We start from the raw sequence: 22,417 nt of genomic DNA on the forward strand, positions 1-22,417 counted from the left end.
TCAGCGCCAGACCGGCAGGCCAGTCAGATCAGTGTTGTCATCATGTACCCAGGCTGGCAGACCGGTGCGGTCAGTTGGGCCCAGCACTTCTAAAAGTTCAAGCTGTTCTTGTTTTTTGCCGCGTTGACGTGGAGCAGGTACTGGTTTTCTGGTTTCTGGCAATAAAAATGCTGGTTCGCCAAAGCCGGGTAATTCCAGGGTAGCGTGATCTTTATTGTCTTTCATCAGTTGAGCTTGATCAATGTTGATGTGAAGCGATGCCTGGTAGCACTTGAGAGAGAAAAAGCAAAATAAACCGACTCTGGCAATTGCCTGCCAGAAGAAACATAGCGCCCGGTAAATTTGTGCGAATGCACCAGAACAAAGAAACTTGGTTGCGGGGGCAGGATTTGAACCTACGACCTTCGGGTTATGAGCCCGACGAGCTGCCAGACTGCTCCACCCCGCGTCTGAAGGAGGCGAATTGTACATGGTGAAGGCGCTATATACAATCATTTATAGAAATATTTTTATATCGGTCTTAAATTGGCGCCCTGGTGATGGCGCAATTTGCCATTCTTCACAATGCAGATGTGGAAAATAATGCTGCTGATACAACCCGCAGAATAAATTGCATGCATAATGGATGTATAGAAAAGCGCGGTGATGGTGCAGTGCAGTCACTAAGCGAGAGATCATTTTCAGGAGTGAAAAAGCAGTTATGGAATTCGACGTTATCGACACGCAAATTTCGCCAGGCGGCCGTATGGAAGTTTTGTCCAAGGCCGAGGTTGTGCAATTACTCGACAATAGTCATGGAGGTTTGTACCAAGTGTTCCGCAGTTGCGCACTGGCGGTTTTGAATTGTGGCAGTGGCCTCGACGATGGCAAGGAATTGCTGGAGCGTTACAAGAGCTTTGACATCAGCATCATCCAGCGAGAACGCGGCATCAAGCTTGATGTCAAGGGCGCACCAGCCAGTGCTTTTGTGGATGGCGTGATGATCAAAGGCATACAGGAGCACTTGTTTGCCGTATTGCGCGACATCCTGTTCATCAAGGCCGCCATCGAAGATGACCGCAAGTTTGATTTGACGACCACGGAAGGTATCAGTGATGCGGTTTTCCATGTCATGCGCAATGCCAATTTGCTCAAGCCTCAGGTCAATCCCAATATGGTGGTGTGCTGGGGTGGACATTCGATTTCCAGCGAAGAATATGACTACACCAAGCATGTAGGGTATCAACTGGGTTTGCGTGGCATGGATATCTGCACGGGTTGTGGCCCGGGCGCCATGAAGGGCCCGATGAAGGGTGCCACCATCGGTCATGCCAAACAAAGGATTACCACAGGCCGCTACCTTGGGATCACTGAGCCCGGCATTATCGCTGCCGAAGCGCCGAATCCCATCGTCAACGACCTGGTGATTTTGCCGGATATAGAAAAACGCCTTGAGGCTTTTGTGCGCATGGGCCATGCGGTCATCGTGTTCCCTGGCGGGGCAGGCACTGCAGAAGAAATTTTGTACTTACTGGGTATTTTGCTGCATCCTGACAATGCTGAGCTGCCTTTCCCCTTGATTTTTACCGGGCCGGAAAGTGCGGCAGATTACTTCCGTCAGATAGATCAGTTCATTGCTGCAACGCTGGGTCCTGAGGCTCAGCAGAACTACAAGATCATCGTTAATGACCCTGTGCGCGTGGCGCAGGAAGTGCAGGCTGGTATCAAGGAAGTGCGTGAGTTCCGCAAGGCCAAGGGTGATGCGTATTATTTCAACTGGTTGCTGAAGATAGATGCAGAGTTCCAGAAGCCGTTTGAACCCACGCATGAAAACATGCGCAACCTGGCTTTGCACAAGAAGCAGGATACGCATCTGCTGGCGGCAAATTTGCGTCGCGCTTTTTCAGGTGTGGTCGCCGGCAATGTCAAAAATCAGGGAATACGTGCGATAGAAAAACATGGACATTTTGAAATTCGCGGCGATAGTGAAATAATGGCATCAATGGATACCTTGCTAGCATCTTTTGTTGCGCAAAGTCGCATGAAATTACCTGGTAAGGCTTATACCCCTTGCTACCGTGTTATAAAGTAATTGCGTTGCAGTAAAACCGTAGGATAATGGTGCAATCCTGTTCCATCACGATGAGGAAAACAGACATGAGTTCCGTACAGCAAGAAGTCGATGAACGTACCAACCTGACTGCGTCTAACAAGTTTGAGTTGTTGCTGTTCCGTCTTGGCACAGATGGCAACAGCGAAAGATCAGAATTGTTCGGCATTAATGTTTTCAAGGTGCGAGAGATAGTCGCCATGCCCACAATTACCGGTATGGCGGGCGCAATGCCCCATATGCTGGGCGTGGTCAATTTGCGTGGACAGATTATTCCTGTCATCGACTTGCCTTCAGTGGTCGGGCTCAAGCCTAAAACTGGCCTCAACATCATGCTGGTCACTGAATATGCGCGCACCACCCAGGGTTTTGCGGTTGAATCGGTGGAAGAGATCGTGCGCCTGGACTGGAACCAGGTCTTGTCGGCTGAAAGCAGTGCAGCGGGTGGCATGGTCACCAGTATCGCTCGTTTGGATGGTGATACTGAAGACACACGTTTGGCCCAGGTGCTGGACGTGGAGCAGATTTTGCGTCAGATCACACCGTCGGATACCAAGGATGTCGATCCAGACACTATCGGTGCCAAGCTGCAGATGATTCCTGGCTCCGCAATCCTGGCAGCAGATGATTCGGCAGTTGCCCGCGGTTTGATTGAGCAGGCGCTAACGGCCATGGGTGCACAGTTCATCATGACCAAGACTGGCAAGGAAGCCTGGGAGAAATTGCAATCCCTCGCAGCAGCAGCCCAGGCAGAAGGCAAGGGCGTGCGCGACAAGGTATCCATGGTGCTGACTGACCTGGAAATGCCGGAAATGGATGGCTTCACCCTGACACGTAAAATCAAGAACGATGACCGCTTCAAGTTCTTGCCGGTGGTGATCCATTCTTCATTGTCTGGAGCTACCAATGAGGACCATATCAAGACCGTAGGTGCCGACGCCTATGTTGCCAAATTTGTTGCTGAAGAACTAGCTGCAACAATACGCTCTGTATTGGCAAAATAAAAAAACACTGTAGAAACTGATAGTTGTAAAAAAGGGTGCAATTATTTCATTAATTGCACCCTTTTTGTATCTGGCCTGGCTAGGCTTATCTCGCTTGTGCCGGGACGCGCTCCCAACCACCAGGGCAAGACTTGATCGCCGGGTAGAAACCGTCTGGCTGATGGCAATACAGCCAATCCTTGCCTGCCATAGATTGAGGAACAAGATTGGGCTGGCTGATGATATTGCTGTCATCAACATAGCCTTGAGTATAGGTATGGTATGTAGGGTAATTGTCCGTATAAACCACATTGCCCGTGCTGACGACAGGTGTGACATAGGTAACAGCCGGGGCAACGACCACGCTGGAGTAATAAGGCCAGGAGTAATCGTAAGGATAATAGGCAGACACATAACTATGCCGGTTGCCATAATTGAAATACAGCGGTGGAATAGCTACGCCTATACTCACCCTTGGGTGGAAGTTGTGACCGCCAGGACGTGCCCATGCCGAGTCTGACAGTGCCAGTAAAGCCAGGGTGACAGCAAATATTCTGAGTGTTTTCATGGTATTTCCGCAATAAAATATTTGTTTGATGCCTATTTATCAGTTTAGGTCGAAATCTGGAAACTTATTGAGAAAAATTTACTCTTTATGATTCGCGGCGATTCATACGCCAGACCTGGTTTGCAAGTATGTTGATCAGAATAAATAAAACAATAGCGCGTTATCTTAAGGGGAATTATGAAATTCGTGATTAAAAAATGTGCAGCCTTGTGCGCTCTTGCCTTGGTGACCAATCTGCCAGTGTATGCTGCAGAAGCCGTCATGGCTGATGCTCCCGAAGCTGCCAAACCGGGCATACGCGAACAATATACCAAATATGAATACCAGATTTCCATGCGTGATGGTACACGTCTTTTTACTGTGGTGTATGTTCCCAAGGATGGCAGCAAGTCTTACCCCTTCCTGATGACACGTTCACCCTATGGCAGCGGTGTCTATGAAGGTGGGCAGTCGCATTATGGCGTGGACTTTTACCCGCAATCACTGGGGCCCTCCAAAGAATTTGATCAAAGTGGCTATATCTTCGTTAAACAAGACGTGCGTGGCCGTTATATGTCTGAAGGCGTCTGGCAAGAAATGACGCCGCACGTCAAGGCAAGCAGGCAGGCTGGCGAAGGTGTCGAGAGCCAGGACATGCATGACACCGTTGAATGGCTGTTGAAAAACGTCAAGGGCAATAACGGCAAGGTTGGTATCTGGGGTATTTCCTACCCTGGCTTTTATGCCTCTGCCAGTATCATAGACTCACATCCGGCGATCAAGGCCGCTTCACCACAGGCACCCGTTACGGATCTGTTCATGGGGGACGATTCCTATCATGGCGGTGCCTTCATGCTGGCGGCTAACTTTGGGTTCTTTTCCAATTTTACGGTAGAAAAAAATCCCACTACTTTGCCCAAACGCTGGGAGGAGTTTGATTTTGGTACCCCGGATGGCTATCAATATTTTCTCAAGTATAAAACCCTGAAAAACATTACTGCCCAACTGTCGGACAAGCAGCGTGAATTGCTGATGCCTACCATTGAGCATAGTACCTATGACGATTTCTGGAAGAGCCGCAATATCGCGGCTCATCTGAAAAACATCAAGGCAGCCGTATTGACTGTTGGTGGCTGGTACGACGCAGAAGACCCGCAAGGCCCCTTCACGACTTATCACAGTATCAAAAACAATAACAAGGGCTATTACAATGGTCTTGTCATGGGGCCATGGTCGCACGGTGGCTGGGCAGGTGCCGAGGGGAAGTCCTTGGGTAATGTGACTTTCGATGTCAAAACGGGCGATTATTACCGCAAGAATATCGTTTTCCCTTTCTTTGAACAGCATTTGAAAGGCGCTGCTGGCAAGGCTTTGCCGGAAGTGACTGTGTTTGAAACCGGCACCAATGTCTGGCGCGAATACCCGAGTTGGCCACCACAACAGGCGCAAAAACGTATCCTGTATTTTGGCCAGGATGGTAGCCTGAGCTGGAAAGAACCGCAGACAGAATTCAATACCTTTGACGAATACGTCAGCGACCCCAACAAGCCTGTGCCTTTCATCTCTTATGTCGCAACGGGTGCGCCGCGTGAGTATGTCGTCTCTGACCAGCGCTTTGCTTCCACACGGCCAGATGTGCTGGTATACCAGACTGAAGCTCTGGAAGAAGACGTGACCATCGTCGGACCAGTGAATCCAAAATTATTTGTCTCCACTTCTGGTACTGATGCTGACTGGGTAGTCAAACTCATTGATGTCTATCCATCGACTTATCCTGATAAACAGGTACTGCGCGAACGTGCCAATGATGTGCCACCACCGTCCATGGCCATGGCTGGCTATCAGCAACTGGTGAGGGGTGAACCGCTACGTGGCAAGTTCCGCAACAGCTTTGAAAAACCTGAGCCATTTGTGCCGGGCAAAGTGGCGGCCATCAGCTATAACATGCCGGATATCCAGCACACCTTCCGCCGTGGTCATCGCATCATGGTGCAGGTGCAAAGTAGCTGGTTCCCGCTGGTCGATTTGAATCCGCAAAAATTCATGGATATTCCCAAGGCCAATCCTGAAGATTTCCAGAAGGCCACGCAAAGAGTATATCGTTCACCAGGACAGTATTCAGGTATAGCCGTGCAAGTAATGCCGTAAAAATTAAGAGACAGGGACAAAAAAATGAAAACAAAAAATATCTTCAAACGCAGTGTGCTGGCCAGCCTGGTTGGCCTGGCATGCATGGGTAATGCAGTGTTGGCGCAAACAGCGACTTCAAACCAGCTTGTGCTGGAATCCATGACCATGGATAAAAAGGCTGATCCCTGCACAGATTTCTTCCAGTATTCAAATGGCGAATGGCTGAAGGCTAATCCCATTCCTTCCGACCGTGCGCGTTACAGCGCCTATGATGAAGTGACTGAACGAAATCTGGCAGCATTGAAACTGATCGCCGAGACAGCTGCAAAAGGTGATGGCAAGAGCAAGGCAGCACAACTGGTCGGCGCTTTTTATGCCAGTGGCATGAATGAGATACAGATAGAAAAAGAAGGCATCAAACCGCTGGAGCCACAGTTTGCACAAATTAATAACATCAAGGATAGCCAGCAATTATTGGCTGTGATTGCCGGATTGCATAAACAAGGTGTTTCTCCCTTGTTTGGTTTTGCAGTCGATCAGGACGCTAAAAATACTACGCGTTATATCCCGCAAATCATGCAGGGTGGCTTGGGCTTGCCTGACCGCGATTATTACCTGAAGACAGATGCCAAGACCAAAGATATCCGTGAAAAGTATGTCGCCTATGTCACCCAGATTTTTAGCTTGCTCGGTGATATTCCAGACCAGGCCAAGAAAAATGCTGCTGTTGTGATGACACTGGAAACCCGACTGGCCAAGGCATCCTTGACCAAGGTTGAATTACGTGACCCGCAAGCCAGTTACCATTTGTCTGACTTGAATGCCTTGCAAAAGACAGACAAGAAAACTGCCTGGTCCACCTATTTCAATGAACTGGGACTGGCGCAGCCAGGACAATTCAATCTTGCCCATCCCAAATTCATTGGAGAAGCAGGGCGCATGGTCAATACCGTCAGTCTTGATCAATGGAAAACTTATTTGCGCTGGCAATTGGCAAACGCGCGTGCGAAGGATTTGAGTTCAGCCTTTGTCAATGCCAGTTTTGACTTCTATGGCAAAACCCTGGCAGGCACCAAGGAATTGCAACCTCGCTGGAAGCGAGTGCTGGGCTCTATCGATAACATGGCAGGTGAAGCCATGGGGGAGCTGTATGTCGCTAAATTCTTTGGTCCTGAAGCCAAGGCGGGCGTACTGGAAATGGTCGATAACATCAAGGCGGCCATGCGTGAAAGTATAGGCGGGCTGGAATGGATGTCAGACACGACCAAACAGCAAGCCTATAAAAAGCTCGACACTATTCTCGTAAAAATAGGTTATCCCGATGTATGGCGTGATTACAGCAGTTTGCAAATCGATACTGGCCCCTATGCAGCGAACATGGCACGCGCCGCTGAATTTGAATTCAAACGCAATCTGGCCAAACTCGGCAAGCCCATAGACAGGAATGAATGGGGCATGACGCCACAAACCGTGAATGCCTATTACAACCCCACCATGAATGAAATGGTGTTCCCGGCGGGCATATTGCAACCACCGCTGTACCATGTGAATGCTGATCCTGCGGCTAATTATGGCAATACTGGCGCAACTATTGGTCATGAACTGACGCATGCCTTTGATGATGAAGGACGCCAATATGATGCGCAGGGTAACCTGAAAAGCTGGTGGACCAAGGACGATGAGAAAAAATTCCTGGTTCGTGTCAAAGCCATAGAAAAGCAGTTTGATGAGTTTAATCCCATCGAAAAATTGCACATCAATGGCAAGCTGACTGCGGGTGAAAATATTGCTGATCTTGGTGGTATGAAGATTGCCTTGCAGGCTTTGCACAAATCGCTGGAGCGCAAGCCTCAGGCCAAGGAAATTGATGGCTTGACGGTGGATCAGCGCTTCTTTGTCGCCAATGCGCAAAGCTTCCGCAGCCTTATCCGTGATGAAATGTTGCGTATGAAACTGGCAACCGATCCTCACTCACCAGACAAATATCGTGTCATTGCGCCATTGGCAAATATGTCGGAATTTTCTGATGCTTTCCAGTGCAAGGGAGATCGCTCACCCCTGCGCCCGACATCGACGCGGGTAAATATCTGGTAACAGCGTATACTATGGCTTGAAATGCAGTAGTGGATGCAGGCTAAAGGGGCGCCAGATGCAAATCTGGCAATCCCAAGCCTGCCAATATTTCTTGTCATCAGAGTGCATGCCAGCATGTACTCTGTGCACTCCAGATATGTAGGGCTATATGGAAACCAAAGTTGTCGAATTTGAACGTCCACAGATGGATGTGGGCAGTAGCTGTACCGCTAATGCCTGGGCGCGCATCCCTGATGCGCCTTCAGCGATAGAAAAACTGGAACTCAAAGCCAGAATACGCCAGCTCTTGAAAGAAAAGCAGGCTGTACTGGTCGCGCATTATTATGTCGATGCAGAACTGCAAGACCTGGCAGAAGAAACCGGTGGCTGCGTTTCTGACTCGCTGGAAATGGCAAGATTTGGCCGTGACCACCCCGCCAAAACCCTGGTTGTTGCAGGGGTCAAGTTCATGGGCGAAACCGCAAAAATACTCAGCCCCGAAAAAACTATTTTAATGCCCGACCTGGATGCGACTTGTTCGCTGGATTTGGGTTGCCCGGCAGACGAGTTTGCGGCATTTTGCGATGCCCATCCTGATCGCACCGTCGTCGTGTATGCCAATACCAGCGCAGCCGTCAAGGCACGCGCTGACTGGATGGTGACGTCCAGCATAGGCCTGGACATCGTTGCGCACTTGCATGCGCAAGGCAAAAAAATACTTTGGGCGCCAGATAAACATCTGGGTGGTTATATCCAGAAGCAGACAGGCGCAGACATGTTGCTGTGGCAGGGCTCTTGCCTGGTGCATGATGAGTTCAAGGGTATAGAGCTGGATGTACTCAAGGCTGAGCATCCCAATGCCAAAGTTCTGGTGCACCCTGAATCCCCGGCTGCCGTGGTTGCACTGGCTGACGTGGTTGGTTCGACTTCACAAATGATCCATGCTGCAAAGACCCTGGATGCAGATGAATTCATCGTCGCTACCGACAATGGCATACTGCACAAAATGCAAATGGCAGCGCCGACCAAACGCTTCATCGTTGCTCCAACTGCGGGTAATAGCGCAACTTGCAAGAGCTGCGCACACTGCCCATGGATGGCCATGAACGGTTTGCGCAATCTGGTACAGGTACTGGAAAACGGCAATAATGAAATCCAGGTCGATCCAGCCGTAGGGCAAAAAGCCAAGGTCTGCATAGACCGCATGCTGGATTTTGCTGCTGCCAAAAAAGCCAATGTGCGTCCATCCAGTGATCTGGCTAAAGAAGCCAAACTGTTCTCCGGCATAGGCCCGGCCTGAATGCTGTACAAGCCCCATCTAATTACACTGAGGTTATCTGGACATGTCTGGTAATTTAAAGAATACGCATTTCCCTTTTGATGCAGATTTACAAAAAGCATTTGAACGCAATATCAGCGATGCGCTGGCTGAAGATGTCGGCGCTGCCGACTTGACAGGCTTGCTGGTGCCTGCAGATGAAGTAGTGCAGGCACAAGTCATCGTGCGTGAAGATGCTGTTCTGTGTGGCGCGCCATGGTTCGATGCCGTCATGACTGCACTGGATGCAACTATAGACGTGGATTGGCAATACGCCGAAGGCGAGCAGATGAAGGCAAACACTGTCGTCTGTAAAATCAAGGCACCTGCCAGGGCCTTGCTGACAGCCGAACGTGCTGCGCTGAACTTCCTGCAATTGTTATCTGCTGTCGCAACCGCCACCAGCCAATATGTCGCCATCATCGCTGGCACAAAAGCCTCAATACTTGATACCCGCAAAACCTTGCCTGGCCTGCGTCTGGCGCAAAAATATGCAGTGCGTGTAGGCGGTGGCAAGAACCAGCGCCTGGCCCTGTATGACGGAATCCTTATCAAGGAAAATCATATCGCAGCCGCAGGCGGTGTGGCCCCCGCCATGCAGCAAGCCCTGAGCCTGAATGCCGGTGTCACCATACAGATAGAAGTGGAAACTCTGGAGCAATTGCAAACTTCATTGAATGCCGGTGCGACATCCATTCTGCTGGATAATTTCAACACCGGCATGATGCGTGAAGCAGTGGCCCTCACTGCTGGCCGTGCCTTGCTGGAAGCATCCGGCGGCATTGATCATGCAAGCGTGAGAGCGATAGCCGAGACAGGAGTAGACAGGATATCCATAGGCAGTCTGACCAAGGATATCAAGGCGACGGATTATTCTTTGCGGATAGTCTGATGAATTGATGAGCTCCTTTACTCCTTTAATCTCAACGTAGTTAGGAGCTCATTTATTTCGTCAGAAAAATCATACAATTTTGATCGAAACTATTTAAGCAGTATTGCACATCAAGATATAAACCTTGACCGGTTTGACTTAACTGAAATTACTCACTTGATTGAGGTCTATCGAAATAATTTTTAGATTTTTGAATCTCAAGAACTACTTTTTTAAGGTTTTGGGCTGTCATGCTTTGGTTCCAAATCAGCTTCTGTAATGCGTTTTGAAATTTTTCGAATTTGATCAAGCACCGCAGTTTTATCGATTTCATAAACAGCCCCAGACGCAGTTCGGACTTTTGCAACATAAATGATAGATACGTATGCTTCTGATGCTTCATTTTCTGACCATATTCTCCAAGTGCCATCAAATGATTTTTTTATGTCAAAATCCCTAAGCTTTGTCATCGACAATGTTTTTAGCAACTGACCAAATACATCCAATATGTGTATTCGCACTTCGACGGCTGTTACTGGTTCATTGGGGGTAAGGTCGAATGTTGCAAAATACTGATACTCATTTAAAGATGAGCGTTCGCCTCCTTTAAATATTACATTTATTCCAGCAGGCTCATTAATTGAAGCAGGCGACTTTGCATCTTTTAAAACAAACCATTCACGTTTTAGATTTGAATCTTTATTAAGAGTAATGTTGTAACCAAGATTGGTTTTAACGCTCCCACCTTCATATCTTTCCATTGAAAGTGAATTAATTTTGCTTTGCGGCTGTTGAGCTTGCTGCGGTTTTGGCTGTTGAGCTAATGCAAGGCTTGAGCTTAACAAAACCGATACTGCAAAAAAGTATTTACGCATAATGTGCTCCAATGTCATTAATAATCAATGTGTAGTAATTATGCTGTGCCTGATGGTTTCAACCATCCGCCCGCAAAGCCGCAATTGGGTCCAGTGCTGCTGCCTGGCGTGCAGGGAAGACATCAAAGCCCAGGCCAACTGCTATGCAAGAGCTTACCGCAATCAACAGGCTGACCGGTGACCAGGCAACAGACCAGCCCGCCAGTGCGGCAATACTGTACGCTGCTATCGCGCCCAGCAATACACCGAGTAGGGCACTGCTGAAGGCAATCACCAGGGCTTCTGCCAGGAATTGTTCTATGACGTCACGCCTGCGCGCACCTAGTGCGCGCTTCAGGCCAATTTCACGGCGGCGTTCCAGTACATTGGCCAGCATGATATTCATGATGCCTATTCCACCGACCAATAAGGAGATGGCAGCGATAGAGCTCATGACGATGGTGAAGATGCGCTGGGTTTGCTGGTTCTGGCGATACAGGCCCATGGGAACGATGAGGTTGGTGTCATCAGCACCGACATGCCTTTGCTCTATCAGGTTTTGCAGAACACGGGCCGCAATATCAGGTGCTGTCTGGCTGTCCAGGCGCAAACGCATACTATCGACTTCATTTTCCAGCGCAGTGAAACGGAAACGGTCGCGCCCGGTGAGCCAGGGGATGAACAGGCGTTCGTCATCCAGGCCCAGTTTGACGCCTTCGAATTCTGATTTGGAGAGCGCGCGGTCAGCCAGTACGCCTATGACTTCCAGCCAGGCGTGATTGACCTTGATGCGCTCGCCAACTGGATTTTTGTCACCAAAGAGTTGATGGGCAAGGCGCGGGCCTATCACGCAGACAGGGGCGAGGGTGGCATCATCCTGCTGGCTTAACCAGCGCCCCTGGCCGATTTGCAGGCCACCGAGTTCGGCATATGAATCAGATACGGCAAAGGCGCGGGCAGGGACGACATTGCTGCCGCTGACCAGTTGATCTACCTTGATCTCTTTTTTGAGTGCCACTGCCTTGGCGCCAAGTACAACGGACAATGCAGCATCTGCATCTGCAGCAGACAAGCCCAGCGAGCGTGTACGTATTTCCTTGAGCCGTTTGTCGTCAATATTCTTGCTTTCTATGATGACATTGTCCAGACCCAGTTCGGCGACCAAACGTAAGGCTTCACGGCGGCTGCCTTCGCCCACGGCCAGCATGGCTGCGATGGCGGCAACGCCAAAGATCATGCCCAATAGTGTCAGGCCAGTACGCAGCTTGCGCCTTTGCAGCTCATTGACCGCTTCCAGTATCAGGGCGCGGTTCATGAATGTGTATCCTTGCTTTTTTCTTTGTTTTTTACTTCCGGCAGCAGGACCACCTGATTGCCCTGGTTGATACCAGATTTGATTTCACTGCGTACCGGGCCACGCTGCCCTAGCACTACCGTCTGGCGCTTGAGCTGGTCGCCGTCCTTGATGTAGGTAGCAAAATTACTTCCATCTTGTATCAGGGCGATATTCGGTACCGTCATGGCTTTGGCCTGATTGATAAGGTTGACTGTGCCTATCAGTGCCTGGCCAGGTTTGAGCGCTAGGCTTTGTGCCTGTGCTTTATTGAAAGCTGCTTCGAATGTAATGAATTTGACTGGCGACTCCCGTGAAGTGACGCTGGCGCTGTTGCCGACCTTGGTAATACTCAATTCAATTTCCTGGCCGCTACCTGCCAGGCGTACCTTGATTGGCAGGCCCACTTTCAAACCAAAGGTGCGGCCTTCTTCTATATTGAAATTGGCGACCAGTTGATCAAGATCTGGTAGTGAACCAAATTCTTCCCTGGGCCGGAAGCTCGAACCAACCTGAGGTTTTGCACCGGCCCAGTTTGCCTGTAGCAAGAACACACCGTCATGTGGTGCCAGTAACTCCAATGCATCCAGATTTTTCTTGTGCTGGCTGGCATTCAGGCTGACACTTTCTTTCTGCGAACTTAATACCGCTTGTTCTGCAGCACTGCGTGCCTGTACCTGCCCGGTTTTCCAGCTCAGGTAGCCGCGTTTGTTTTTCAGGAATCCGCTGTCCTGCAATTCATCCAGTATTTTATTGCGTGAGAAAATAGCCAGATCGGCGTTGGCATAGCGTTCGCTGAATCGTAAATCTGTTTATACTTTGGCACTATCTGCAGGCAGGGTAGAGCGGCTGCTGGTGTCGCTGGCCTCTATGGTTTCTGCAGCCAGTTCCTTGCGCAATAATTCCAGCTCTGCCTGCGATAATTCCATGCGTGATTTTGGGGCGTCAAAAAGAGCGATGACCTGATCTTTCTTCACCAGGCTGCCTTCAGGTAGCGTCGTGATAAGGATGCGGGAATCCCAGCCCTGGCCCGGCACAGTCAGCGGAGTTTTATTGGCTGCGATGATTTCGCCATCGACGACAATATTTTCTTGCCAGTTTCTGGGTAAGAAGGTTTCAGTTGCATGCTGGGTTTGTTCAGTCTTGTTGCTGCAAGCGATGCTACTGAGCGCCAGTGCCACGCAGATAGTGATGAGTGCTGGTTTCATTTTTTTACTGCCCTTGTCGCCAGCGTTTCTGCTCCTGATGTTCCCAAAACGGCCTGTACAGCCGCGCTTGGTTTGAGCCCTTCGGGCATCTGCTCAAATTCCAGCTCTATATCGCGCACGATGATGGGTTGTGAGCTTGATTTACTATGGAATACATTGCCCAGGCCGGTAACACGGGCAGGTACCGTCACATTTGCGCCTGGTATGGTGATACGGGCACTTTGGCCAACTTTGATCGTGGTCGATTGAGCTTCGGGCACCTTGGCAGTGACAAATAATTTGTCTGGGTCAGCCACGCTGGCAATGGGTAAACCCATCCAGACCTGGCTGCCAGCGGCAAATTTTTCACCTTCAAAATTGCTTTTGTAGATCATCATACCTGGCTTGCTTGCTTGCTGTCACTGTCAGTGCTTTTTGCCCTTTCATCAGGACGTCAATTTTCCCTTGCAGCATGGCTATCTCTGTTTCCAATCCCGTTTTTTCTGCCTTGCGGGCGCGAGCCTGAGTGGTGCAAAAGCGCAAGGACATCGCAGCCAGATCGCTATTCAGTGATTTTTCTATAACCAGTTTGTCATAATCTACACGCCGGATTAATTCTTTAGGCATGGTGGCTTTACGTGCAGCTTTCTCTGCATTGCTGTGCGCTTCTGCAACAGCCAGATCCGCAGCTTTTTCTGCTTCTGTCTGTTCCAGCTTCAGTTTTTCCAGTGCCCTCAGCTTCTCATTAAGCTGGCTTTTTTGGCTGGCGAGCTGGTTGGGTACTTCAGCCGCCTGAAACATGGCTAGCATGTCGCTCGCTTTGACGGCGCTGCCTTCAGGTGCAATCTGCGCTAGCGTGTATTGCCAGATGTAGGGGATGGATGGCGGCCCTATTGGCGTGATATTACGTGATTGTATTTCACCCTCTATAGTCAGTTCTTTACTCTGCGCAGGGATATTGGTGCTGTTTTTTTTGAACGATTGAGCAGGCTCTATCATGACACTCATGCTCACGCTGTTATCTCCGCGACCTTGCCGTCGGCCAGGTGTATGGTTCGTTGCGCCCTGGCTGCCACTGCGGGGTCATGCGTGACCAGCACGAGGGTTTGTCCACCTGCGTGCAACTCACCTAGCAAGCCGAGGACATCGGCAGCACTTTTGGAATCGAGGTTGCCGGTAGGTTCATCGGCGAGCAACAAGGCGGGCTGATTCAACAGGGCGCGGGCGATGGCAGCGCGTTGCAGCTGGCCGCCAGATAATTCACCTGGCTTGTGATCGATGCGCTGTGCCAGGCCTATGCGTTCGAGCAACTGGCGGGCGCGTGTTTCGGCCTGCGCATCAGGCGAATTGCTATAGCGCTGAGGGAGCAGCACATTTTCCAACACGCTAAGGCGAGGTAACAAATGAAAAGACTGAAAAACAAAGCTTATGCTGCGATTGCGTATATCTGAGGCAGAATCGTCATTCATGGCGCTGATTTCTTCTTGGTTCAGGAGATAGCGGCCATGGTCGGGGCGGTCAAGCGCACCGAGTACATTCAATAGTGTGGATTTGCCAGAACCTGGGGGCCCATGATGGCGACGAACTCACCGCTGGCAATGTGCAAATCGATGCCATCCAGTGCACGGATTTCATTGCCGCCTTGCTTGTAGGTTTTGCGTATCTGACTGAGTTTTATCATGCCAATTTTTCTGGTTTTAGTGAGGCTGCGATGGAAAGAATTGGTAGTGATATTGCCCGGCAAGCAAGTTGGGCAGTATCACTGTGATAATTTAATTTGGCAAATGACTACGCAATAAATAGATGGAAAATTCGATTGTCTTCGTTGATGATGGTGCTGTTTATTTTCCTGATTAATTTGCATAAACTAATCAAGACGCCAGCATCGTGAACGATGCTGGCAGCGGTGTTTATTTTTTGCGTTTGGGTGACAAGACCGTAGGCAAGGCTTTTGGCAAAGTGTCTGGATAATCGCGGCTGAAGTGCAGGCCCCGGCTTTCGCGGCGCGACAATGCGCTGTTGACGATCAGTGAGGCGACTTCCACCAGATTGCGCAATTCCAGCAAATTGTTCGAAATGCGGAAGTTGGCATAGTATTCGTCTATCTCTTCCTTCAGCAGGCGTATGCGATGTTTGGCGCGCTCCAGGCGTTTGGTCGTGCGGACTATGCCAACATAATTCCACATGAAGCGACGCAGCTCATCCCAGTTATTGGCGATGACGACTTCTTCATCTGCATCTGAAACACGGCTTTCATCCCAGTCTGGCAAGGCAATGACGCTGACACGTTCCTGGGCTTCTATATGTTTGGCTGTGGCGCGGCCTACGACCAGACATTCCAGCAGCGAATTACTGGCGAGACGATTGGCACCATGCAAGCCGGTGTAGGCGGTTTCGCCAACGGCATACAGGCCAGGCAAATCAGTGCGACCATCCGTATCTGTGACGATGCCGCCACAAGTGAAATGTACGGCGGGCACGACTGGTATGGCTTGCTTGGTGATGTCTATGCCGAGCTCAAGGCAGCGCGCATAAATAGTAGGGAAATGTTCTTTCAAGAATTCCGGCGGTTGATGGCTGATATCAAGCTCAACAAAATCCAGGCCACGTTTTTTCATTTCAAAGTCAATCGCACGAGCGACTACATCGCGTGGTGCTAGTTCCATGCGTTCATCATGGCTAGTCATGAAGCGTTTGCCGGCAGATGCGCCGGCCTCGGCTGGTAACTTCAGGATGCCGCCTTCGCCACGTACTGCTTCAGTGATCAAAAATGATTTGGCAAATGGGTGGTATAGACAAGTAGGGTGGAACTGTATGAATTCCATATTGCCGATGCGGCAGCCAGCACGCCAGGCCATGGCGATACCGTCACCAGTAGCAGTGTCGGGATTGGTGGTATACAGGTAGACTTTACCAGCACCGCCAGTTGCCATCACCGTGTGTTGCGCGGCAAAGGTATCTACTTTGCCAGTTTTTACGTCCTGTACATACAGACCCAGGCAACGTGGAGTCGGTGATGTATCACCGATCTTGGCCGAGGTAATGACATCGATTGCATAGTGATGCTCAAACAGCGTGATGTTGGGATGATTGCGTACTTTCTGTTCCAGCGTCACCTGCACTGCATGGCCGGTGGCATCTGCCGCATGGATAATGCGGCGCTGGCTGTGGCCACCTTCGCGCGTCAGGTGAAAGCCCAGTTCTGCATCTTCATCGCGGGTGAAGGGAACGCCTTGTTCTATCAGCCAGTCTATGGCTTCGCGGCCATGTTCTATGATATAGCGGGTGGCACCTTCATCACACAGACCACCACCAGCAATCAAGGTATCTGAAATATGTTGTTCATGACTGTCATGGGAATCCAGTACGGCAGCTATGCCGCCTTGCGCCCAATTGCTGGCACCGTCAAGTAATTCACGCTTGGAAATGATGGCGACTTTGCGTGTTTGCGCCAGATGCAGGGCGACAGATAAGCCAGCCAGTCCACTACCTACGATTGCTACGTCAAAATTCTTCATTGTCTTCCGTGTGTGTCTTTATTTGTTTTCGGTTGATCCCGCTTACAGTAGCCCGTCATCTTTTTGCTTGATCCCGTACGGCTTCCTATAACTTAAAGCCATACCAAATGGTGAATCAGGAATGGTCTTGCCGTATGCGTCGGGCTGTCGCAGGCATGTCGTGATGCCTTGCTTTTTGATGTGGGCTTGTCACATTCTAATTCAGGATGCAAAAGAGGGTGGCTTTTCCACATAGCGAAAATGTGCAACTACCTGATTTTTTGCACAGTAGCTGCCAGCCGGACATGTGGAAAAAACGAATAAGCAAATCACAAATCAGCAAACTTGGCCCTAAAGCTTGCAAACCGCTTGACATAAGGCTTTGCGGCTTGCTCTAATACCGGATGCAGATTTCCTGCTTGCCGTGATAGATGCGCGACCAATAAAATAATCGAATACATCATCGCGAAATTCAAATTTTTGTGAGGGGGCTATAAGTGAATAAGACTGAGTTGATCGATCATATTGCGAAAACAGCGGATATTTCCAAAGCGGCTTCGTCGCGTGCGCTGGACGCTGTGATCGGTGCCGTAAAAACCACATTGAAGAAAAATGGCACGGTAACACTGGTTGGTTTTGGTACCTTCTCTGTTGCCAAACGTGCTGCCAGGGCAGGTCGTAATCCTAAGACTGGTGAGCCAATCAAGATCAAATCTGCCAAGGTCCCTAAATTTAAACCTGGCAAAGCGTTGAAAGATGCGGTAAACTAATGCACTTTCGTGGCTCGTGACTTGGGTCGCGATGTTTGTTTGTATGCGTGGGGCGCTTAGCTCAGTTGGTAGAGCGGAGCCCTTACAAGGCTTAGGTCGGGAGTTCGAGCCTCTCAGCGCCCACCAGTAGCAGGCAAACTGTAGTGCAAGGAAGTACAAAAGAAACAAAAGGAGTGGTAGTTCAGTTGGTTAGAATACCGGCCTGTCACGCCGGGGGTCGCGGGTTCGAGCCCCGTCCGCTCCGCCAGAAAATCGAGAAGGCGAACGAAAGTTCGCCTTTTTTTGTATTCGTCAAATTGTTATTGTGATACTTAGCCACGTGATTGGTTGAACATGTTTGAATTTATTCGTACCCATCAGCGCTTAATGCAAATTTTGCTAGCTGTTCTTATCTTGCCGTCATTTGTTCTGTTCGGTAATACTGATGCTTTGCGTTCCATAGGCAAAGAGGCAGGTATCGCAACTGTTGCGGGAGCATCGATTACCCAGGGCGAGTTTGATCAGGCCCTGCGTGAGCAGTTGGATCGTATGCGCCAAATGTATGGCCCGCAATTTGATGCAAAAATGCTTAATACTCCTGAAGCCAGGCAAAGTATTCTGGATGAGTTGATAGCGCGCAAGGCCATGGCTGGCGAGATTGCCGTAAAAAAATTGACTATCTCAGATGCGACATTGCAAGACAATATTGCCAAGATGCCAGGCCTCGTGAAAGATGGCCGTTTTGATTATGATGAGTACACTCGTCTGTTGGCACAGCAAGGCATGACACCAGCCATGTTTGACCAGCGCTTGCGGCAGGATATGGTATTGCAACAATTGCTCAGTCCGGTACAGGCAAGTGCATTTGTTCCTAAAACTGTAGCAGAGCGTCTTTCAGCCATCAATGAGCAAGAGCGTGAAGTACAGATGCTGATGCTCAAGCCAGAAGAGTTCGCAACACGCGTCAAAGTGACGGATGAGATGCTTAAGGCCTATTATGAAAAAAATGCGGCCCAGTTTGAAATTCCTGAGCAAATCAGTGCTGAGTATGTTGTCTTGAGCAATGATGTACTGGCAGAGCAAATTACCGTGTCAGACGCTGAAGTTCAGGCCTACTATGAAAGCAATAAGAAGTCCTATACGACGGAAGAACAACGTCGTGTAAGCCATATCTTGATTGGGGTGGGCAAAGAGGCAAGTGCCGCAGATAAAGCCAAGGCAAAAGCCAAGGCTGCTGATATTCTGGCGCAAGTAAAGAAAAAACCGGATGATCTGGCGAAACTGGCAAAAGAGTATTCTGATGATCCTGGCTCCAAGGAGCAAGGTGGGGATTTGGAATTTCTCTCTCGTGGTAATGGCCTGGCTCCTCAGTTTGAAGAAGCTGCTTTCAAACTCAAGAAAGATGAGATCAGTGAATTGGTAGAGACTGAGTTTGGTTTTCATATTATTAAAGTCACAGCGATCACACCTGCCGGAGCAAAATCTCTGGATGATGTCAAACCTCAGATAATGGCAGAGATCAAAAAGCAAAAAGCTGCCAAGGCTTATGCTGAAGCATCTGATACCTTTGGCAATATGCTGTACGAACAGGCCGACAGCCTGAAACCTGTTGCTGAAAAGCTCAAGCTGAAAATTCAAACAGTAACTGGTTTGACACGTAACAGCAAAGCTGGTGTACCTGCAACTGTTGAGACCAACAATTCTAAATTTCTGAAAGCCATCTTCTCTGACGATGTCGTGAAGAAAAAGCACAATACAGAAGCTGTTGAGATTGCACCGAACACGCGTATTGCCGGTCGTATCATTGAATACAAGGCTGCATCCAAGCGCCCATTTGAAGAAGTGAAGGCAGCGATCCAGGCGCAGGTCACTGCTACGGAAGCAGCAGCTCTGGCAGAAAAAGAAGGTATCGCCAAATTGGCAGCGTTGAAAACAGCTGATTCCACAGCCGGATTTACAGAAGCAAAAGTGGTATCGCGTTTGAAAAATCAGGATATTCCTAGTTTGGCCCTGGTTGACCTGATGCGTGCGGATACACAGAAATTGCCTGCCTTCGTTGGTACACATCTGGGTAATGCAGGCTATGTTATTTTCCGCATAGGCAAGGTAACTGCTGGTACGCCGGATGCAGCGCGTCGTGCTTCAGAGGCGCAGCAACTGACAAGCATGCAGTCTGCTCAAAATCTGTATTCCTATATAGAATTATTGAAGCAAAAAGCCAAAGTGACTGTGAATAAAGCAGCGGTGACAGCACCGGTAACAGCAGCACCATAATCCAGCTGATTGCGTAGTAAGTTGCGTGACTAAGTTGTGAAGTTAGCCGCTTAGTTAAAAAAGACATCCTCAGGGATGTCTTTTTTTTTGTGTTTTTGAAAAATTAGTTTTGCTGATTCCTGGCTATGTTTTCTTTCTCCGGCAATTGAATTTGAAACTGGCTGCATTTGATGTGCATCAATGTAGCTGGGCAAGCTGATTGTTATTCTGGCGGTGTATTTTTATAACAGAGTGAGATCATGACAATAACTAAAGAAAACACATACAACTACCGGGTTGTACGGCAATTTTCTGTCATGGCAGTGGTGTGGGGTATCGTCGGCATGCTCGTGGGCGTGGTGATTGCATCTCAGCTTGCCTGGCCAGAATTTCTCGGGGGGATACCGTGGCTGAGCTATGGCCGCTTGCGCCCCTTGCATACCAATGCCGTGATCTTTGCCTTTGGTGGTTGCGCCTTGTTTGCGACTTCCTACTATGTCGTCCAGCGCACATCGAATGTGAGACTATTTGCTGAAGGTCTTGCTGAATTTACTTTCTGGGGCTGGCAACTGGTCATCGTAGCTGCAGCGATCAGCCTGCCTTTGGGTTATACACAAGGCAAGGAATATGCAGAACTAGAATGGCCTATCGACCTGTTGATCGCAGTGGTTTGGGTATCCTATGCCATCGTGTTTTTTGGTACGCTGATGAAGCGCAAGGTGGAGCACATTTATGTTGCCAACTGGTTTTATGGTGCCTTCATCATCGCAGTAGCAGTTTTGCATATCGTGAATAGTGCGGCTATTCCCGTGTCTTTCACGAAGTCTTATTCTGCGTATGCTGGTGTGCAGGATGCGATGGTGCAATGGTGGTATGGGCATAATGCCGTAGGCTTCTTTTTGACGGCGGGCTTCCTGGGCATGATGTATTACTTCATTCCAAAACAAATCGAGCGCCCAGTTTATTCTTATCGTCTGTCCATCGTCCACTTCTGGGCATTGATCTTCACCTACATGTGGGCAGGTCCGCATCATTTGCATTACACCGCCTTGCCTGACTGGGCACAATCCATAGGCATGGTGTTCTCGCTGATTTTGCTGGCTCCTTCCTGGGGTGGTATGGTCAACGGCATCATGACCTTGTCCGGTGCATGGAGCAAGCTGCGTTCTGATCCTATCCTGCGTTTCCTCATTGTCTCGCTCTCTTTCTATGGCATGTCGACCTTTGAAGGTCCGATGATGGCGATCAAGACCGTGAATGCCTTGTCGCACTACACAGACTGGACTGTCGGTCATGTTCACTCCGGTGCCCTTGGATGGGTTGGGTTCATCACTATCGGCAGTTTGTATTACCTGATCCCGCGCCTGTTTGGCCAGACACAAATGCATAGCAAGAGCCTCATCGAAGTGCATTTCTGGGTAGCGACAATTGGCGTCGTGTTGTACATCGCTTCGATGTGGGTAGCCGGTGTCATGCAAGGTCTGATGTGGCGTGCAGTGAATGAGGATGGCACGCTGACTTACTCATTTGTCGAGAGCGTCAAGGCGACCTATCCCTACTACGTGATACGCATGGTGGGTGGCCTTCTGTATCTCAGTGGCATGCTGGTTATGGCCTACAACGTCACAAAAACCATCATGGCTGCCAAACCCGTGAATAACACAATCCCGGCTTTGCCTGCTGCTGCAGCACATGCTTGAATCATAGGAGAAATTTGATGCGTAATTTTACTCATGATCTGATTGAACGCAATGTCGGCCTGTTGCTAGTGCTAGTGATCCTGACCATTAGCGTCGGTGGTTTGGTTGAGATTGTTCCTCTGTTCTTTCAAAAATCGACCACGCAACCAGTGCAAGGCATGCTGCCGTATTCGGCGCTGCAACTGGCTGGCCGTGATATTTATCTGAGAGAGGGGTGCTACGGCTGCCACTCGCAAATGATACGCCCCTTCCGAGCCGAGACTGAACGTTATGGCCATTATTCTGTTGCGGGTGAGTCTGTGTATGACCACCCCTTCCAATGGGGTAGCAAACGTACCGGGCCTGATCTGGCGCGTGTAGGTGGACGTTACAGCGATAGCTGGCATAAAGACCACTTGAATGATCCACGTTCGGTTGTTGTCGAATCGAATATGCCTGCCTATCCATGGCTGGCCAAGACCCAGCTCGTTCCCGATGAAATCACGCCCAAACTCAAGGCCATGAAAACCCTGGGTGTGCCTTATAGCGATGAGCAAATCAAGACAGGTCCTGCTGAGTTGGCTAATAAGACTGAACTCGATGCGGTAATCGCCTACTTGCAAGTCTTGGGTACTGCGATCAAGAACAAGAATTAATAGAGGAAAAGCCGGGTCTTGCATGACCAAGTCTTTCGGGGAGAAAAAAATGAATTTCACAATAATCAGCAGCGTAGTGACTGTCATCAGCCTCATCGTATTTCTTGGCATTATTTACTGGGCATTCAGTGCCGGTAATAAAGAGAAGTTCGAAAAAATGGCGCGCCTGCCAATTGATAATGAGAATGGAAAATAACC

General features: G+C 49.5%; 22 protein-coding genes and 3 tRNA genes. 13 read left to right on the forward strand and 12 right to left on the reverse strand.

Going from position 1 to position 22,417, the window contains the following annotated elements:
- Together ACO0LG_RS23085 and ACO0LG_RS23090 are read right to left on the reverse strand one after the other, a co-directional pair.
- Positions 1–225: a hypothetical protein gene (locus ACO0LG_RS23085; RefSeq protein ID WP_422952060.1), complete on the reverse strand. Its 225-nt coding sequence runs from the start codon at positions 223–225 to the stop codon at positions 1–3.
- A 146-nt stretch (positions 226–371) separates the two neighbouring features.
- Positions 372–448: transfer RNA gene (locus ACO0LG_RS23090), tRNA-Met, on the reverse strand.
- A gap of 252 nt (positions 449–700) precedes the next feature.
- Here ACO0LG_RS23090 and ppnN point away from each other — a divergent pair.
- Both ppnN and ACO0LG_RS23100 read left to right on the forward strand, forming a co-directional pair.
- The gene (gene ppnN, locus ACO0LG_RS23095) at positions 701–2,071 is read left to right on the forward strand and encodes a nucleotide 5'-monophosphate nucleosidase PpnN (protein ID WP_423029892.1); all 1,371 of its coding nucleotides are present in this window, start codon (positions 701–703) and stop codon (positions 2,069–2,071) included.
- A gap of 65 nt (positions 2,072–2,136) precedes the next feature.
- Positions 2,137–3,093, forward strand: coding sequence for a chemotaxis protein (locus tag ACO0LG_RS23100; RefSeq protein ID WP_423029893.1), 957 nt, complete (start codon positions 2,137–2,139; stop codon positions 3,091–3,093).
- Between the two features lie 85 nt (positions 3,094–3,178).
- On the opposite strand, the gene ACO0LG_RS23105 is transcribed toward ACO0LG_RS23100, so the two are convergent.
- Positions 3,179–3,640, reverse strand: a complete 462-nt coding sequence (locus ACO0LG_RS23105) for a hypothetical protein (RefSeq protein ID WP_423029894.1) — start codon at positions 3,638–3,640, stop codon at positions 3,179–3,181.
- A gap of 177 nt (positions 3,641–3,817) precedes the next feature.
- On the opposite strand from ACO0LG_RS23105, the gene ACO0LG_RS23110 reads away from it, so the two are divergent.
- The 4 genes from ACO0LG_RS23110 to nadC all read left to right on the forward strand — a co-directional run bounded on the left by ACO0LG_RS23110 (position 3,818) and on the right by nadC (position 10,032).
- Entirely contained in the window at positions 3,818–5,767 is a 1,950-nt protein-coding gene (locus ACO0LG_RS23110; protein ID WP_423029895.1) for a CocE/NonD family hydrolase, read from the forward strand.
- Between the two features lie 24 nt (positions 5,768–5,791).
- A complete protein-coding gene (locus ACO0LG_RS23115) occupies positions 5,792–7,843 on the forward strand; it encodes a M13 family metallopeptidase (RefSeq protein ID WP_423029896.1) in 2,052 nt (683 codons plus the stop codon).
- Positions 7,844–7,991: 148 nt separating this feature from the next.
- Positions 7,992–9,122, forward strand: coding sequence for a quinolinate synthase NadA (gene nadA / locus ACO0LG_RS23120; RefSeq protein ID WP_423029897.1), 1,131 nt, complete (start codon positions 7,992–7,994; stop codon positions 9,120–9,122).
- 43 nt (positions 9,123–9,165) lie between these two features.
- Positions 9,166–10,032 (forward strand): carboxylating nicotinate-nucleotide diphosphorylase, encoded by an 867-nt coding sequence (gene nadC / locus ACO0LG_RS23125; protein ID WP_423029898.1) that lies wholly within the window; start codon positions 9,166–9,168, stop codon positions 10,030–10,032.
- A 212-nt stretch (positions 10,033–10,244) separates the two neighbouring features.
- Here the strand turns inward: nadC and ACO0LG_RS23130 are convergent, their stop codons facing one another.
- The 9 genes from ACO0LG_RS23130 to nadB all read right to left on the reverse strand — a co-directional run bounded on the left by ACO0LG_RS23130 (position 10,245) and on the right by nadB (position 16,903).
- A complete protein-coding gene (locus ACO0LG_RS23130; RefSeq protein WP_423029899.1) occupies positions 10,245–10,886 on the reverse strand; it encodes a hypothetical protein in 642 nt (213 codons plus the stop codon).
- Between the two features lie 58 nt (positions 10,887–10,944).
- Positions 10,945–12,180 carry an ABC transporter permease gene (locus ACO0LG_RS23135; protein ID WP_423029900.1) on the reverse strand — a complete coding sequence of 412 codons (1,236 nt, stop codon included), beginning with the start codon at positions 12,178–12,180 and terminating at the stop codon, positions 10,945–10,947.
- Positions 12,177–12,935, reverse strand: coding sequence for an efflux RND transporter periplasmic adaptor subunit (locus ACO0LG_RS23140; RefSeq protein ID WP_423029901.1), 759 nt, complete (start codon positions 12,933–12,935; stop codon positions 12,177–12,179). Before ACO0LG_RS23140 ends, ACO0LG_RS23135 begins: the two co-directional genes overlap by 4 nt.
- Positions 12,936–13,010: 75 nt before the next feature.
- Entirely contained in the window at positions 13,011–13,406 is a 396-nt protein-coding gene (locus ACO0LG_RS23145) for a hypothetical protein (protein WP_423029902.1), read from the reverse strand.
- Positions 13,403–13,783 (reverse strand): HlyD family efflux transporter periplasmic adaptor subunit, encoded by a 381-nt coding sequence (locus ACO0LG_RS23150; protein ID WP_423029903.1) that lies wholly within the window; start codon positions 13,781–13,783, stop codon positions 13,403–13,405. The genes ACO0LG_RS23145 and ACO0LG_RS23150 overlap by 4 nt, the downstream gene beginning before the upstream one ends.
- Positions 13,758–14,399, reverse strand: a complete 642-nt coding sequence (locus ACO0LG_RS23155) for a hypothetical protein (RefSeq protein ID WP_423029904.1) — start codon at positions 14,397–14,399, stop codon at positions 13,758–13,760. Before ACO0LG_RS23155 ends, ACO0LG_RS23150 begins: the two co-directional genes overlap by 26 nt.
- A complete protein-coding gene (locus ACO0LG_RS23160; protein ID WP_423029905.1) occupies positions 14,396–14,926 on the reverse strand; it encodes an ABC transporter ATP-binding protein in 531 nt (176 codons plus the stop codon). Before ACO0LG_RS23160 ends, ACO0LG_RS23155 begins: the two co-directional genes overlap by 4 nt.
- A complete protein-coding gene (locus ACO0LG_RS23165) occupies positions 14,923–15,066 on the reverse strand; it encodes a hypothetical protein (RefSeq protein WP_423029906.1) in 144 nt (47 codons plus the stop codon). Before ACO0LG_RS23165 ends, ACO0LG_RS23160 begins: the two co-directional genes overlap by 4 nt.
- A 229-nt stretch (positions 15,067–15,295) precedes the next feature.
- Positions 15,296–16,903, reverse strand: a complete 1,608-nt coding sequence (gene nadB / locus ACO0LG_RS23170; RefSeq protein ID WP_423029907.1) for an L-aspartate oxidase — start codon at positions 16,901–16,903, stop codon at positions 15,296–15,298.
- Between the two features lie 476 nt (positions 16,904–17,379).
- On the opposite strand from nadB, the gene ACO0LG_RS23175 reads away from it, so the two are divergent.
- The 7 genes from ACO0LG_RS23175 (at position 17,380) to ACO0LG_RS23205 (ending at position 22,415) form a co-directional block, all read left to right on the forward strand.
- Positions 17,380–17,652, forward strand: a complete 273-nt coding sequence (locus ACO0LG_RS23175) for an HU family DNA-binding protein (protein ID WP_162040973.1) — start codon at positions 17,380–17,382, stop codon at positions 17,650–17,652.
- 50 nt (positions 17,653–17,702) lie between these two features.
- Positions 17,703–17,778 (forward strand) — tRNA-Val (locus ACO0LG_RS23180).
- 44 nt (positions 17,779–17,822) lie between these two features.
- A tRNA-Asp gene (locus ACO0LG_RS23185) sits at positions 17,823–17,899 on the forward strand.
- Between the two features lie 86 nt (positions 17,900–17,985).
- On the forward strand, positions 17,986–19,905 hold the full coding sequence (locus tag ACO0LG_RS23190; RefSeq protein ID WP_423029908.1) for a SurA N-terminal domain-containing protein: 1,920 nt from the start codon (positions 17,986–17,988) through the stop codon (positions 19,903–19,905).
- 239 nt (positions 19,906–20,144) lie between these two features.
- Positions 20,145–21,584: a cytochrome-c oxidase, cbb3-type subunit I gene (gene ccoN, locus ACO0LG_RS23195; protein ID WP_423029909.1), complete on the forward strand. Its 1,440-nt coding sequence runs from the start codon at positions 20,145–20,147 to the stop codon at positions 21,582–21,584.
- Positions 21,585–21,601: 17 nt separating this feature from the next.
- Positions 21,602–22,219: a cytochrome-c oxidase, cbb3-type subunit II gene (ccoO, locus tag ACO0LG_RS23200; protein WP_423029910.1), complete on the forward strand. Its 618-nt coding sequence runs from the start codon at positions 21,602–21,604 to the stop codon at positions 22,217–22,219.
- Positions 22,220–22,268: 49 nt separating this feature from the next.
- Positions 22,269–22,415: a cbb3-type cytochrome oxidase subunit 3 gene (locus ACO0LG_RS23205; RefSeq protein WP_423029911.1), complete on the forward strand. Its 147-nt coding sequence runs from the start codon at positions 22,269–22,271 to the stop codon at positions 22,413–22,415.
- Positions 22,416–22,417: the final 2 nt, after the last annotated feature.

It is taken from the genome of Undibacterium sp. Ji42W (assembly GCF_049340405.1).
In the GTDB taxonomy this organism is placed as follows: Bacteria; Pseudomonadota; Gammaproteobacteria; order Burkholderiales; family Burkholderiaceae_D; genus Undibacterium.